A 14,436-nucleotide genomic window follows, 5' to 3' on the forward strand; every position below is an offset into this window, starting at 1 on the left:
GGCTCGTGGGGCGGTCAGCCGCTCCCGTTGCGGCCGCGCCCGGACGTCGGGCTCAGCGGCGTGCTGCGCGGGACGCGGTCCGCGTGCGGCGGCCGCCGGCTGCCCGCCGGGGTGGCCGGGGTGCGCTCCGAACGGATGGAGTACGGGCGCGCCGGGTGGTGCGGCCAGCCGTCCGGGGTGTGGCCGGAGGCGGAGCGGCCGCCCGTACCCGCGGAGACCGTCTCGCGGACCAGGGTCTCGCCGTCCGAGGCGAGGCGCTGCCGGGACACTCCCGCCGGCGCACCGGCCGGCAGCGGGCCGCGCAGCGAGTCGGGGCGCAGCCGCAGCCACAGCCGCAGCAGGATGCCCATGAGACGGTCCTCGAACCAGGTGATCGCCGGCTCCAGCCAGGGCATCGCCAGCAGTACCAGCAGCCCCGCGGCCCAGCCGAGCAGCACATCGCTGACCCAGTGCGTACCGAGGTAGACGGTGGTCATGCCGACGCCCAGCGCGCCCAGCGCGGCGATCACCGACAGCGTGCGGCGGCGCAGCGAGGTGGTCGCCAGATAGGCCAGCACGCCCCAGGTGACCACGGCGTTCGCGGTGTGACCCGAGGGGAATATGTCGCCGCCCAGCCCCATCTCGTTGGCGCCGACCACGGTCGCGTAGTGCGGGCCGAGCCGGCCCATGCCGAGCTTGGCGGCGCCCACGGTGATGTTCAGCAGCAGCAGCGAGGCGCCGAGCACCAGCAGCGGGTGGAGGTTGCGCTGACGCCAGCAGCGCCAGCCCAGCCAGGCCGCCACCGCCACCGCGGTCGGCCCGCGCTGGCCCAGCACCACGAAGTAGTCGAGGAAGGCATGGATCTCCGGCCACTGCTTGTAGGGCCGGAAGAACATGACTTGCCAGTCGAGCGTGACCAGCCATGAAGTGGCCAGCACCCCGGCCACGATCGCGAAATAGACCGCCAGCGTCCCCCAGAACAGCCATACACGGGTCCGGGTCATGCTGGGCGGTCGTACGCGATCGGTAGGGCGCTCCTCCATCTGGTCGAGCTTGTCATCGGTACGCACTCAATCGACGTTACCGCGTGTGATGTAGGTGCTTGGTCAAACTGTGCGCTTTGTAATGACGATGTGATGTGGAATACGTCTCAAACGGGGCTTCGCCGCAGGGATTTGGAAGCGAATTCCCGGCGATTCCCAAACGCCTCCCGCCATGCGCGTGTCGGGACCTCCGGGCGCCTTATCCGCTTTTCCCCTCCGGCGTTTATCGGCTATTCGCTCGCGGGTCGCGCCACGTTTCCTCCGGCGGTGCTCGCACAGTGGGCCCACGTGGTCACACAGCGTGACATCTGGCCGTCATGGAGGTCCCGAACCGTTCAGCCAGAACGCCCCGTAGACGGCGGAGCCCGCCGCCACCAGCCCGACGGTCAGCCACGACCACATCGGGCGCCACCGCGCGAGGCCCGCCGCCAGGGGCAGCAGCAGCGGATAGGCCGGCAGCATCAGCCGGGGCTTGGAGCCGAAGTAGCCCTTGGCGGTGAGCGCGAGCAGCAGCACCGTCCCGCCGTAGACGGCCAGCGGCAGCGGCTGCCCCTGCCGGATGCCGTGCACCTGCAGCCAGATCACCAGCCCGACGCCGACGGTCAGTCCGAGGCCGGTCGCGAACCCGGGCCCGGAGAGCTGCTGCCAGAGGAAGGTGCCGAACGCGAGCCCGCCGTCGAAGCCGTTGCCCCAGCCTCCCTGGACCTCCAGGTAGCCGGTGAACGACCCCTGACGGGCCCCCACCCACAGGAAGAAGCCGCACCAGCCGAGCGGGGCGAGCGCCACACCGGGCAGCAGCCCCGGATGCCGCCGCAGCGCTCCCCGAAGCCTCACCCCGCAGGCCCGCGACCGCCACAGCGTCACCGCCGCGGTGAGCCACACGGCCGCCACCACCGCCACACCCACCGGCCGGGTCAGCCCGGCCAGCGAGGCCAGCACCCCCGCCCACACCCAGCGCCCGGTCAGCACGGCGTACAGGCCCCAGGCCGCGAGCGCGGTGAACAGCGCCTCCGAGTACGCCATCGACTGCACGATCCCCACCGGCAGCGCGGCCCACAGCGCCGCGAGCGCGACCCCGGCCCGCGGCCCGTGCAGCCGCTCCCCGGTCGCGTACAGCGCCCAGGCCGCGGCCAGTGACGCCAGCCAGGACACCACCATCCCGGCGTCGGCGGGCGACAGCGGGGAGAGCGCCGACAGTCCGCGCTCCAGCCAGGGCAGAAGCGGGAAGAAGGCCAGGTTGGAGTGCACCTCGCCGTCGGGCAGCACGACGGTGTAGCCGTAGCCCTGCTCGGCGACCCGGGTGTACCAGAGCGCGTCCCAGCGGGCGGTGAGCAAGGTGTGCCAGCTCTTGCCGTCGGCCGCCGACCAGAGGGCGAGGACGACGATGCCCAGCAGCCGGATCGCCGCGTACGCCAGCAGCGCGGGCGCGGCCCGGCGCAGCGCGGCCCGGACGGCTCCGCCGCTGCGGGCCCGGCCGGGAACGGCGGCGGGGGCAAGATCGTTCATCGGGACGATTATCCAGGTGGCCGAAGAACGACGGCCGACGGCGGGTGGGGGAACGCGGGACGCTGCGATGCGCGTCTCATCGTGAGGTGAGCCACGCGGCACTCCACGGGACTCGCGTAGTCTGAGCGTCTCAACTCGCCCGTGCCGCCGGTTCGCCCCGGGGCGTTTTCGCGCCCTGTTCCGTGGCCGCGAGAGCATGACTGGAGGTGCTATGTCCGGGACGACCGCGTCCGGCAGTGGACGGACGGCTGGTGTTCCCCGGCTTTCAGGCGGCGGTGTGAACCGCTGGACCGTGCTGATCGTGCTCTGCGTCAGCCTGCTCTTCGTCGCGCTGGACACCACGATCCTCTACGTCGCGGTGCCCTCGGTCACCGAGGACCTGCGGCCCGGACCGGTGGAGCTCCTCTGGATCGTCGACGTCTATCCGCTGATCGCGGCGTCGCTGCTGATCCTCTTCGGCACCCTCGGCGACCGCGTCGGCCGCCGTCGCGTCCTCCTCCTCGGCTACGGCCTCTTCGGCCTGGCCTCGGCCGCCGCGGCGCTCGCGCCCAATCCGCAGATCCTGATGGTGGCCCGTGCCCTGCTCGGCATCGGCGGCGCCATGATCATGCCGGCGACGCTGTCGATCCTGCGGCAGGTCTTCCCCGACCGGCGCGAGCGCGCGGTCGCCATCGGCGTCTGGAGCGCGGTGGCCGCGGTCGGCGCCGCGGTCGGCCCGGTCCTCGGCGGCTTCCTCGTCGAGAACTTCTGGTGGGGCTCGGTCTTCCTCATCAACATCCCGATGATGGCCGCGATGCTGCTGATAGGGCGGTGGCTGCTGCCGGAGTCGCGCGGCGAGCGCAACGGCCCCTGGGACGTGATCGGCGCGATCGTCGCGGCGCTCGGTGTGCTGGGAATCGTCCTCGGCGTCAAGCGGATCGGCAGCGGTGCGGCCGTGGTCGGCCCGACGACGCTGCTGCCCATCGTCCTCGGTGTCCTGCTGCTGATCCTCTTCGTCCGCCGCCAGCGCCGCCGCAAGCACCCGCTGATCGATGTGCGGCTGTTCGCCCGGCCCGCGTTCGGCACCTCCGTCGGCTGCATCGTGCTGGCCATGCTCGCCCTGGTGGGCCTGCAGCTGATCGCCGTGCAGTACCTCCAACTGGTCCTCGGGCTGAGCCCGCTCCAGACCGGTCTGCGGATGCTGCCGCTGGTGTTCGCCGCGATGGCCGCCGGGCTCACCGGCTCGAAGATGCTCCAGGCTCTGGGGCCGCGCGCGATGGTCTCCCTAGGCTTCGTGCTGACCGCCGTCGCGGTGCTCTGTCTGACCGCGATGAGCAGTCAGGACCGCCCGTGGCTGCTGTCCCTGGGCTTCGTACTGCTCGGCTTCGGCTTCCAGTCCACGCTGTTCGGGGCCTACGAGTCGATGCTCAACGAGGCTCCCGCCGAGCAGTCCGGCGGCGCCGCCGCGATCGGGGAGACCTCCTACCAACTCGGCGCCGGTATCGGGGTCGCCCTGCTCGGCAGCGTCATGAACGCCGCCTACGCCCCGGGCCTGAACCACGTCGACGGGGTCTCCGAGAAGGCCTCCGCCTCGGCGGCGCACTCCCTCGGCGAGGCCTACAAGGTCGCCGCGGGCCTGGGCGAGGGAGCCCGTGCCGCGCTGCGCGAGGCCGCCCGGGACTCCTTCGTCCGCGGGCTGCACATCACCCTCGTCGCCAGCGCCGTGCTGCTGCTGATCGGCGCGGGGATCGCGCTGCGGCTGCCGCGCCGGGCGGCGGAGTCCACCGAGCGGGCGGAGGCGGACGGTGAGCCCGCCCCGGGCGGGGCCGGCCGCGGCAGCAGCGAGCCCGCCCCGGCGAACTCCGGCCGCTGACCTCCGGCGTCCGCACCGGGCGCTCCCGCTCCGCCGCGCGGCGGTGACCCTTGCCGCGCGGCAGCACGGGCCGTACCGTCGGAAGCGAAATAACTACCACTGCTAGTTTTTCGCCCGAGCCGCCGGAGGCCCGCCATGTCCGCAACGCCGTCCTCGAAGCTTCCGCCGTTCGACCCGGGCGACCCTCTGGGCCTCGACGATCTGCTGACCGACGAGGACCGCGCCGTACGGGACACCGTCCGCCGGTGGGCCGCCGACCGCGTGCTGCCGGAGATCGCCGGCTGGTACGAGCGCGGCGAACTGCCCGGCATCCGTGAACTCGCCCGTGAACTCGGGTCCCTCGGCGCGCTCGGGATGTCCCTGACCGGCTACGGCTGCGCGGGCGCCTCCGCCGTCCAGTACGGCCTGGCCTGTCTGGAGCTGGAGGCCGCCGACTCCGGTATCCGCTCACTGGTCTCCGTCCAGGGCTCCCTCGCCATGTACGCGATCTGGCGCTTCGGCTCCGAAGAGCAGAAGCAGCAGTGGCTGCCGCGGATGGCGGCCGGCGAGATCATCGGCTGCTTCGGGCTGACCGAGCCCGACATCGGCTCCGACCCCGCAGCGATGCGGACCCACGCCAAGCGCGACGGCGGGGACTGGGTGCTCAACGGGCGCAAGATGTGGATCACCAATGGCTCGGTCGCCGGTGTCGCGGTCGTCTGGGCGCAGACCGACGACGGCATCCGCGGCTTCGTCGTCCCCACTGGCAGCCCCGGGTTCTCGGCCCCCGAAATCACCCATAAGTGGTCCCTGCGCGCCTCGGTGACCAGCGAACTCGTCATGGACGAGGTGCGGCTGCCGGCCGACGCGGTGCTCCCCGGGGCCACCGGGCTGCGCGGCCCGCTCGGCTGTCTCAGCCACGCCCGCTACGGCATCGTCTGGGGCTCCATGGGCGCCGCCCGCGCCAGCTTCGAGGCGGCGCTGGACTACGCGAGGAGCCGGGAGCAGTTCGGCAAGCCGATCGGCGGCTTCCAGCTCACCCAGGCCAAGCTGGCCGACATGGCGGTCGAGCTGCACAAGGGAATCCTGCTGGCCCATCATCTGGGGCTGCGGATGGACGCGGGACGGCTGCGCCCCGAGCAGGTCAGCTTCGGCAAGCTGAACAACGTGCGGGAGGCGATCGAGATCTGCCGCACGGCCCGGACGATCCTCGGTGCCAACGGGATCTCGCTGGAGTACCCCGTCATGCGGCATGCGACCAACCTCGAGTCGGTGCTCACCTATGAGGGCACCGTCGAGATGCACCAGCTGGTGCTGGGCAAGGCGCTCACCGGTCTGGACGCCTTCCGGTGAGCGGCCTCGCCCGCTGAGCGGGGCGCCGCACCACCCGGGGGCCGGTGCGCCGGTGGCGTTCGCCGCGGGCGCCCGGACCCCGTCCGGACCGCCGCGGGTCCGGCTCAACTCTGGTTGAAGAAACCGCCGTTGCGGTGGCCGCGGGCCTCGCCGCTGACCACCTTGTAGTCGGCGGGGGTCAGCAGGAAGACGCGGGTGGCGACCCGCTCGATCGAACCCCGCAGGCCGAAGGTCAGACCGGCCGCGAAGTCCACCACCCGCTTGGCGTCGGAGGGCTCCATGGCCGTCAGATTGACGATCACCGGGACGCCGTCCCGGAACAGCTCGCCGATGCCGCGGGCGTCCCGGAAGCTCTCCGGGGAGACCGTGGCGATGCGGGTGCCCTGGTCCTGGGCGGCCTCGTCGGCCACTCGGACCCGGGGGTCGGTGACCCAGGGGCTGTCGCCCGAGTCACCGGCATCGGGTCCCTCGGCGTAGTCGTCGTCGTAGTAGCGCTCGTCATCACTGTCGTCGACGAGGCCAAGCCAGGCACTCGCCTTGCGCACCGATCCCATTGACGCCTCCTCTCACCCGCGGTCTCTGCGTGTCCGCCCCTATCGTCGTTCATGATGCGGAGGGTGTGCCAAGTGGATAGCCGCCGCACGGGGGGTTCGTGACACATCTGGTGCAAAGGGGGTGGCGAAGCATCAGCTCACGCGCCCCGCAATGAAACTGACGGTACGACGAACATCACGGTCCGTACTCTATCGGGTGAGAGGGGCCGGATGCGCGGATAAAACGGAGCGGACTCGCGGGTCGGTTCATGCACGGGACCAGGGCAAATGCCAAGGGTCTCGGCGAGGGGCCGGGGGATAGCCCGATGATCGGGAGACTGGCCCATCGGAGGGGGGTTGACGCGGCAGCGGATTCCGACCTGTGTCCACCGGACCCGCTTCCCTCGAAAGTTGCCCAGGCCGATAGTCCGACGATGGCAGCCGGAATCCGATGTTCCGGGTGGAGTTCGCGCCCCCCTACAGAGGGTGTTGGGCGCTGTGCTGTGCCGGCTTCCCGGAACCCGTTGATGGATCTTCGATGGGCCCCTCCGTGAGGGTCTTGAAGGGCGAGCGGTCCCGGCACGTCACGGACGCCTGCGCCGGTCGTGACGTGCGACTGTTCCCGGTTGTGACGTACGGCTGCTCCCGTCGTGACGTGCTGCCGCTCCGCAGTGCGGCGTCCACCGCGCGGGCGCGGCATCGCGCGGACCCTGCGGAGGGGGCGGAACCGCATCGACCGGGGCTCCGTCCAACCCGCGACCGAGGGGGTCAGCGCCGCCCCGGCAGCCGGCAACGTGGCTGCCGGGGCGGAGTGTTGGGGTGAGGGAGGATTGCGGCCGGGTGTCCGGCGTGAGACATCCGTGCCGACCTCTTGCGCTGCGGGGGTGGTGCGCCCGAGACTCCGCTCAGCGCTTGTCAGGGGCACGCTGAATGTGAACGTGCGGATTCCCGCGTGCCCTTCGGCTGCGCCTCACGGGCTGCCCACCGGCGGCCCCCGATCCCCCTCGGAGGAATCAGTGAGGAACGAGCGCACCATCCCCCACAGCGGCGTGGCGAGACGTACCCGGCTGATCGCCGTGGCGTCCGGACTGGTGGCCATCGGTGCCATCGCCATACCGAGCGCCAGCGCCCAGAACCCCGCTCCCGCACAGAAGTTCAGCGCCGCCCAGCTCTCCGCCGCCGGGAAGGCGGTACGCGCCGCGGACGTCCCGGGCACCGCCTGGCGGGTCGACAGTGCGACCCGCACCCTGGTCGTCACCGCCGACCGCACGGTCTCGCAGGCCGCGATCGCCAGGATCGAGCGGGCCGCGGGCAGTAACGCCGACGCGGTCCGCATCGACCGCATCGCGGGCACCTTCCGCAAGTTCATCTCCGGTGGCGACGCCATCTACGCACCCAGCTGGCGCTGCTCGCTCGGCTTCAACGTCCGCAGCGGCAGCACCTATTACTTCCTGACCGCCGGGCACTGCACCGAGGGCAACCCGCCCTGGTACACCAACTCCTCGCACACCACCAGCATCGGCCCGACCGCAGGCTCCAGCTTCCCCGGCAACGACTACGGCATCGTGAAGTACACGAACTCCTCCGTGGCGCACGCCGGCACGGTCGGCAGCCAGGACATCACCAGCGCCGGTACCCCGAGCGTCGGCCAGACGGTCACCCGCCGGGGCTCCACCACCGGCACCCACAGCGGCAAGGTCACCGCGCTGAACGCCACCGTCAACTACGGCGGCGGCGACATCGTCTCCGGACTCATCCAGACCACGGTCTGTGCCGAGCCCGGCGACAGCGGTGGTCCCCTCTACTCCGGGACCAAGGCGCTCGGCCTCACCTCCGGGGGCAGCGGGGACTGCACCTCCGGCGGTACCACGTTCTTCCAGCCCGTCACCGAGGCGCTGAGTGCGTACGGCGTGAGCGTCTACTGACGCCGGGCGGGCGGGTCCGCACCGGTCCGGGATCGCGCGGCCCGGACCGGTACGGCGGGCTCACCGCACGGAACGCCGGACCCGGCTCCGGCGGTACGAGGGCCCCTGTCCGCCGGCGGACAGGGGCCCGGCCGCGTCCGTCCCGGCCCTCGACCGCCTTCCGGGCCCGGGCATACCATGGTAGGTGGCGCGATTCGGACGCGTGCGGCACATCTTCAGGGGGCCGTGATGGTCGAAGAACTGGTGACGGCCGGGGTGGCACTGGCCTGCACGGGCACGGTGTATCTCATGGCGGCGGCCCGGGTGGTCAAGCAGTACGAACGCGGTGTGGTGCTGCGGCTGGGGCGGCTGGCCTCCGAGGTGCGCGAGCCCGGGTTCACCATGATCGTTCCGATCATCGACCGGTTGCGCAAGGTCAACATGCAGATCGTCACGATGCCGGTGCCCGCCCAGGAGGGCATCACCCGCGACAACGTCACGGTGCGGGTCGACGCGGTCGTCTATTTCAAGGTCGTGGACGCCGCCGACGCGGTCATCCGGGTCGAGGACTACCGCTTCGCGGTGTCGCAGATGGCGCAGACTTCGCTGCGGTCGATCATCGGCAAGAGCGAGCTGGACGATCTGCTGTCCAACCGCGAGAAGCTCAACCAGGGCCTGGAGCTGATGATGGACAGCCCGGCCATCGGCTGGGGGGTGACCGTCGACCGGGTGGAGATCAAGGACGTCTCGCTGCCGGAGACGATGAAGCGGTCGATGGCCCGCCAGGCCGAGGCCACCCGCGACCGGCGGGCCCGGGTGATCAACGCCGACGCCGAGCTGCAGGCGTCGAAGAAGCTGGCCGAGGCGGCCGAGGCGATGTCCGACCAGCCCGCGGCGCTGCAACTGCGGCTGCTGCAGACCGTGGTGGCGGTCGCCGCCGAGAAGAACTCCACCCTCGTACTGCCCTTCCCGGTCGAGCTGCTGCGGTTCCTGGAGCGCTCCGGGCTGCAGGCCCAGGCGCAGACCGCGGCGGCGGAGGCGGAGCGGGACGGCGTCGAGCGTCCGGCCGCACCGGCGGCGCCCCGTTCTCCGCGTACGGCCGTCGAGCACGGTGCGGAGGACGAACTTCCGTCGGCGCTGGCGGACCTCCCGCCGGTGGAGGACCTCCCGTAGGCGGTACCGGCGCACCCGGCGGCTCGCGCGGTCCTCGGGGGTGCCCTTCCTGATATCCGGATGAAGGCCGTATGTGCTCATTGGTACGGGTACATACGGCTTTGTCATTGCCCCGAGGGGCGGCTCCCGGCGGGTGTTTTCCGGCCAGTTATAGTCCTCACACATTGCTGTCCGTCGGGCGCTCCGTGCGCGCGCTGATGTCCGCACTCGGAGTCGAAGTGCGCGGATGCCGGTGTGGCCTTCGTGTGACGAATTGGTGAACTCCCGCAGAGGAGACCGGAACTCGGTCTTGTGCGTGAGTGAGGCGGATGGGAATACTCGGCTCACCTTGGCATGGACGCGACTCCTCGGGGCGCTGCTTCCCGGGGCGGACCGGTGCCAGTCCCGACCCCTCACTCTCCGGGCCCGGACAACTCCCCACGGTTTCCGGGTTCTTCCCCCCCACGGGAGGCTCCGACTTGAAGCACCGACGCATACCCAACCGGCGCGCCGTCATCGCGGGCGCGGGAGCGCTCGCCCTCGCCGCCACCGCCACCGTCACCCTCGCGAACGCCAACGCGTCCCAGGCCCCCGCCCCCAAGCCCACGCTCGGCAAGCTGACCTCGGCGGCGGCCACCGCCCTCGCCGCCAAGCTCAAGACGGACACCGCCGGTGCCTTCTACGACGCCAAGACCAAGAAGCTGGTGGTCAACGTCGTGAACGAGGCGGCGGCCAAGGCCGTGCGGGCGAAGGGGGCGGAAGCCAGACTCGTTGAGCACACCTTCGCCCAGCTCGACTCGGCCCGGCAGACGCTGAAGTCGAAGGCGACCATCCCCGGCACGTCCTGGGGCATCGACCCGCAGAGCAACAAGGTCGTGGTGACCGCCGACCGCACGGTCAAGGGCGGCAAGCTGGACCGGCTCACCAAGGTCGCCGAGAGCCTTGGCGACAAGGTCGAGGTCCGGCGCAGCAAGGGTGAGTTCAAACCCTTCATCGGCGGCGGCGACGCGATCTGGGGGAGCGGCGCCCGCTGCTCGCTCGGCTTCAACGTCGTCAAGGACGGCCAGCCGTACTTCCTGACGGCCGGCCACTGCGGCAACGAGATCAAGAGCTGGTCCGACAAGCAGGGCGGCTCGGCGATCGCCACCACTGAGGACTCCAAGTTCCCCGGCGACGACTACTCGCTCGCCAAGTACACCGGCGACACCGCGCACCCGAGCGAGGTCAACCTCTACGACGGCGGCGCCCAGAAGATCACCAAGGCCGCCGAGGCCACCGTCGGTGAGAAGGTGCGGCGCAGCGGCAGCACCACCCAGGTCCACGACGGCACGGTCAAGGCGCTGAACGCCAGCGTCAACTACCAGGAGGGCACGGTCGAGGGGCTGATCCAGACCGACGTCTGCGCCGAGCCCGGCGACAGCGGCGGCGCGCTCTTCGACGGCGAGTCCGCCCTCGGTCTCACCTCCGGCGGCAGCGGCGACTGCACCAACGGCGGCGAAACCTTCTTCCAGCCGGTCACCGAGGCCCTGAAGGCCTACGGCGCGGAAATCGGCTGACCCGCAGGCACCCCCGCACCGGCTCGGCGCACGGTGCCGGGCCCCGGACCCGCTCGCGGTCCGGCCCCGGCACCGTCCCGCGGCGCTCAGCCGTCCGTGCCCGGCACCGCGTTCCGGCCGTCGCCCGGCCCGAACGCGGCCAGTGCCTCCTCGGCCGAACACCGGGCCCGGACATAGGTATCCGCCCATGCTGCCGCCGACGGAGAGCCCGATTCCCGGGCGATCCGGGCGCAGGCCGCCTCGTGATCGAAGGCCGTATGCCGCAGTGTGACCGCTCCGCCGCCCGGCCCCAGCAGCGCCCAGTGCGCGCCCGGCCGGCCGTACGGCATGCCGACGCTGCCCGGATTGACCACCAGCCGCCCGTGGGTGAAGCGCACGAACGGCATATGGGTGTGCCCGCAGACCACCGTCCGTACGGCCTCGGGCACGCCCGCCAGCACCTCCGCCCAGCGTTCGGGCCGGGAGTCGACCAGCGCGATCTCGGTGTCGTCGCGGGGGGTGGCGTGACAGAAGAGGACCGGCCCGAGCCCGGCCACCTCCAGCGTCGCGGCGGCGGGCAGCGACCCGAGGAACTCCAGCTCATCCGGGCCGAGTTGACCGGCAGCCCAGGCGTCCATCGGATCCCCCGGCTCGACCCCGGTCCCCTTACGGGTCGCGGCCATCTCGCGGTCGGCGTTGCCGCTGATCCACACCGCCCGGTCGCCGAGGGCGCGCAGCCGCGCCAGGGTCTCGCGGGGGAGCGGCCCGGCGAGCAGATCACCGGTGAGCACGATGCGTTCGGCGGCGCGGACGTCGGGCTCGGCGAGCACCGCCTCCAGCGCCGGCAGCACGGCATGGATGTCGGAGAGCACGGCGACGCCGGTGCCGTGCGGACGTGCGGGGCCGGGAGGGGAGTCCTTGCTGGTGGGGGGAGTGTCCATGCGCTGACCCTAGGCCGGGGCCGCGTCCGGTGGGCGGGACTTCGCGGAACTTCCCCGGGGGCCGTGAGCGTCCCGGCACATGCGAACTCCCCGGGCACCGCGTCCGGTGTCCGGGGAGCTGGGCCGGTGGTCCGGTCAGAAGTCGAAGACCGCGCCGATGCCGTCGGCCATCGCGCAGGAGTTGGCGAAGGTGTAGGAGTACGAGACCCGCTTGCCCTGGTACACGCCGTCCGCGGTGACCACGAAGGGGTTCCACTCCTTGGTGCACAGCCGGTCCGACGCGGCGGTGGTCACCGCGTTGAAGTCACCGGCCACCGAACGCAGTTGGGCGCAGGCGGCTTTGGGGTTCGGGTGACTGCCGGTCGCCCCCGGCATACAGCTGAGCGTCACGGCGCGCTGCACCGTGGCGGTCGCACGGCTCTCGCCCTGGCCGGCCGTCAGCACCAGTGCCGTCGGGGCGTAGAGCCCGGCGGTCCGCGTGGGCTGCGCCGGTGCGGCGACGGCGTGCGCGGAGGTGGCGAGCGTGCCCAGGACCAGTGCTGCGCCGAGCGCGACCGCCCCAGTGATGTACCGCATGACGAACACTCCCTTGCTCGAAGGTGCAGATACCGGTCGGGAGTCTGGCCCAACCGCACCCCGAAAAGCATCCCGAGCGGACAAGGAGCGATCGCTTTGAGTCGTTAGATGAAAGCTGAGAGTAATGGCGCGAACCGGCCGGGGGTGGTGCGGGACGGCCGGCGGTGGGTCGTGTCCGGCCAGCGGGGATGTCGTCCCCGGTATGCCCCGGGCATGGGCTGCTCGGCCACGGAACGAAGGAATCCGGCCGCCGACCGGTCGTTCGGGCGGGTTTGGATCTCCGGCGATTGGCCGAAGAGGGGGGCCGGAGGGTCCCTCCGTGCTGCCCCGGGCGCCCGCAGCGGTAAGAACCGGCCGCCCGCTGGTCGCCTTACCGGCCCGGCGTGCCCGTCGCGCTGCCCTTCCGCGCCGGCTTCCGACCGCTCTTCGCCGCCTCTTCCGGTGCTGCCTTCCGGCCGCCGGCCGCACCCTCTCGTACCGCATTCCGGACGCCCGCCGCTGCTGCCTCCCCGTCGACCCGCCGGTCCGGGCTCCCGCCGTTTTCCCGTCCGTTCTCCGCGTATGCCCCGCAGGTCTCGTCCAGGCCCGCGCCGGTCAGCCGCGCCAGGACCGGCCGCAGCGCCTCCTCGGAGTCGTGGTGCACCCGGTGCCAGACCGCGCGCAGCGCCGGATCGCCCGGTGCCGTCCGGAGGAGCCCGCGAGTCCAGTGCAGCGCCTCGGCGGCCGGCTCGTCGGCCGGCGGCGGGGTTCCGGGGCTGCCCGAGGACGCCGATATGACGCTGTTCACCAAGCTCTTCCCGGCCATAGGCGAAGGCTTCGCCGGCCCTGAGACGGTCGCCGGTGTCATCGCGATGCTCGCCTCGCGGGACGGCGCGTTCATCACCGGCACGGAGATCCGGATCGACGGCGGCACGCATATGTGAGGCGGGGCGGTGGAGGGGGCCGCGCGCCCGGCCGGGCTCAGGCGCCGGCCGGGTGCGGTCGTTCTTTCTCGTCCGTCCCATCCGCCTCGTCCTTCCTGCGGAGGACCGAGAGGGCCAGGGTGAGCAGTGCGCCGCCGACCGCCCAGGCGGAGAGCACCAGGAGCGGGCCGGTGACCGCGTTGCCGCGGAAGTAGGCGAGGGAGCGGGCCGCCCAGGTGCCCGCGCCCGGTGGGAGGGCGGGGCCGATCGCGCGCCAGAACGGGGGCAGCAGCGGGTAGGGGTAGGCGCCGCCCGCGCTCGGGTTGCCGAGGATGACGATCAGCAGGATCGCCAGGCCGATGCCGAGGATGCCCAGCAGGGCCTGGCAGGCGAGGGTGGTGGCGCCCACCGCGAAGACGGTCAGGGCGCCCAGCCCCCACAGGCCGAAGAAGGTGCCGGGCAGCGCGCCGAGGACCGGCCCGACGATGATCGCGCCGGCCAGCCCGGCGGCGAGCGCGTACACCGCGAGCGCGGCCAGCCGGATGACCGCCCGGTGCCCGTTCGAGGGGCGCGCCCCGGCGCTGATCGCGAGGATCGCGGCGCACAGGTAGCCACCGACGCACCAGCCGACGACGAGGTAGAAGGACGAGAGGCTGCGGCCGTCGCCCGGGGCGGCGGGGCGCACGTCGATGGTGCGGACGGTGCGGTGTTCGGCCTTCTCGGCCGAGCGGACGACCAGTTCGACCGTCTGGGAGAGCGAGGCGCCGCCGCCGCCGGCGACCAGCAGCCGGTCGGTGCTCCCGCGCGGGTCGACGATCAGCGCGCCGTCGAGCGTCCGGTCCGCGATCCGCTGCCGGGCGGCCCGTTCGGAGAGCACCGCGCGCGGGTCCAGGGGGGTGCCGGGAAGCCGGTCCAGTTTGTTCACCAGTTGCCCTCTGACCTGCGCGGGGGCGACGACTCCGAGCGGCACACGGGTCGGCTCGGGGTGGTGGAAGGCGCCGGTGTACGACGTGATGAACGCGATCATCAGCCCCAGGACGCCGAGCACCAGCAGTGAGGCATGCGGCGTCACCGCGCTCTTCACCTCTCCGAGGAAGGTGCTGCGGGTGCCGTCGTCCGTCATGGCCATGGCTCAGCTCCTCGCCACACTTCGGCGGCCGGGTCCAGTGCATTTGTGCCCC

The 14,436-nt window shown here is 72.1% G+C and carries 12 protein-coding genes and 1 pseudogene; 6 read left to right on the top strand and 7 right to left on the bottom strand.

The genetic code is table 11. From position 1 onward, the window contains the following. Positions 1–14 precede the first annotated feature (14 nt). Complete coding sequence (locus ACFW5B_RS28105) at positions 15–1,049, bottom strand: phosphatase PAP2 family protein (RefSeq protein ID WP_386445318.1); 1,035 nt, start codon at positions 1,047–1,049, stop codon at positions 15–17. 288 nt (positions 1,050–1,337) lie between these two features. Beyond that, on the bottom strand, positions 1,338–2,528 hold the full coding sequence (locus ACFW5B_RS28110) for a hypothetical protein (protein ID WP_386445321.1): 1,191 nt from the start codon (positions 2,526–2,528) through the stop codon (positions 1,338–1,340). Between the two features lie 211 nt (positions 2,529–2,739). Here ACFW5B_RS28110 and ACFW5B_RS28115 point away from each other — a divergent pair, with 211 nt between their 5' ends. Together ACFW5B_RS28115 and ACFW5B_RS28120 are read left to right on the top strand one after the other, a co-directional pair. Continuing rightward, complete coding sequence (locus ACFW5B_RS28115; protein WP_386445324.1) at positions 2,740–4,380, top strand: MFS transporter; 1,641 nt, start codon at positions 2,740–2,742, stop codon at positions 4,378–4,380. A gap of 135 nt (positions 4,381–4,515) precedes the next feature. Then, a complete protein-coding gene (locus ACFW5B_RS28120; RefSeq protein WP_386445327.1) occupies positions 4,516–5,712 on the top strand; it encodes an acyl-CoA dehydrogenase family protein in 1,197 nt (398 codons plus the stop codon). 104 nt (positions 5,713–5,816) lie between these two features. Here ACFW5B_RS28120 and ACFW5B_RS28125 read toward each other — a convergent pair whose 3' ends face one another. Then, the gene (locus ACFW5B_RS28125) at positions 5,817–6,266 is read right to left on the bottom strand and encodes a cell division protein SepF (protein ID WP_042157429.1); all 450 of its coding nucleotides are present in this window, start codon (positions 6,264–6,266) and stop codon (positions 5,817–5,819) included. A 995-nt stretch (positions 6,267–7,261) separates the two neighbouring features. Here ACFW5B_RS28125 and ACFW5B_RS28130 point away from each other — a divergent pair. The 3 genes from ACFW5B_RS28130 (at position 7,262) to ACFW5B_RS28140 (ending at position 10,857) form a co-directional block, all read left to right on the top strand. Next, entirely contained in the window at positions 7,262–8,170 is a 909-nt protein-coding gene (locus tag ACFW5B_RS28130) for a S1 family peptidase (protein WP_386445332.1), read from the top strand. A 228-nt stretch (positions 8,171–8,398) separates the two neighbouring features. Then, positions 8,399–9,322 carry a slipin family protein gene (locus ACFW5B_RS28135; protein WP_386445335.1) on the top strand — a complete coding sequence of 308 codons (924 nt, stop codon included), beginning with the start codon at positions 8,399–8,401 and terminating at the stop codon, positions 9,320–9,322. Between the two features lie 458 nt (positions 9,323–9,780). Then, the gene (locus ACFW5B_RS28140; RefSeq protein WP_386445338.1) at positions 9,781–10,857 is read left to right on the top strand and encodes a S1 family peptidase; all 1,077 of its coding nucleotides are present in this window, start codon (positions 9,781–9,783) and stop codon (positions 10,855–10,857) included. A gap of 86 nt (positions 10,858–10,943) precedes the next feature. On the opposite strand, the gene ACFW5B_RS28145 is transcribed toward ACFW5B_RS28140, so the two are convergent. The 3 genes from ACFW5B_RS28145 to ACFW5B_RS28155 all read right to left on the bottom strand — a co-directional run bounded on the left by ACFW5B_RS28145 (position 10,944) and on the right by ACFW5B_RS28155 (position 13,140). Continuing rightward, positions 10,944–11,777, bottom strand: coding sequence for a metallophosphoesterase family protein (locus tag ACFW5B_RS28145; protein WP_386445341.1), 834 nt, complete (start codon positions 11,775–11,777; stop codon positions 10,944–10,946). Positions 11,778–11,912: 135 nt separating this feature from the next. Further along, positions 11,913–12,353: an SSI family serine proteinase inhibitor gene (locus ACFW5B_RS28150; RefSeq protein WP_386445344.1), complete on the bottom strand. Its 441-nt coding sequence runs from the start codon at positions 12,351–12,353 to the stop codon at positions 11,913–11,915. A 370-nt stretch (positions 12,354–12,723) separates the two neighbouring features. Next, positions 12,724–13,140 carry a hypothetical protein gene (locus ACFW5B_RS28155; RefSeq protein WP_386445424.1) on the bottom strand — a complete coding sequence of 139 codons (417 nt, stop codon included), beginning with the start codon at positions 13,138–13,140 and terminating at the stop codon, positions 12,724–12,726. Here ACFW5B_RS28155 and ACFW5B_RS28160 point away from each other — a divergent pair. After that, positions 13,094–13,276, top strand: a pseudogene (locus ACFW5B_RS28160) (SDR family oxidoreductase); the annotation flags it as partial. The gene ACFW5B_RS28155 and the pseudogene ACFW5B_RS28160 overlap by 47 nt on opposite strands. A 37-nt stretch (positions 13,277–13,313) precedes the next feature. Here the strand turns inward: ACFW5B_RS28160 and ACFW5B_RS28165 are convergent. Continuing rightward, on the bottom strand, positions 13,314–14,384 hold the full coding sequence (locus ACFW5B_RS28165; RefSeq protein ID WP_386445347.1) for a DUF3533 domain-containing protein: 1,071 nt from the start codon (positions 14,382–14,384) through the stop codon (positions 13,314–13,316). Positions 14,385–14,436: the final 52 nt, after the last annotated feature.

The sequence above is a fragment of the Streptomyces sp. NPDC058773 genome, from assembly GCF_042746015.1.
GTDB lineage: Bacteria > Actinomycetota > Actinomycetes > Streptomycetales > Streptomycetaceae > Streptomyces.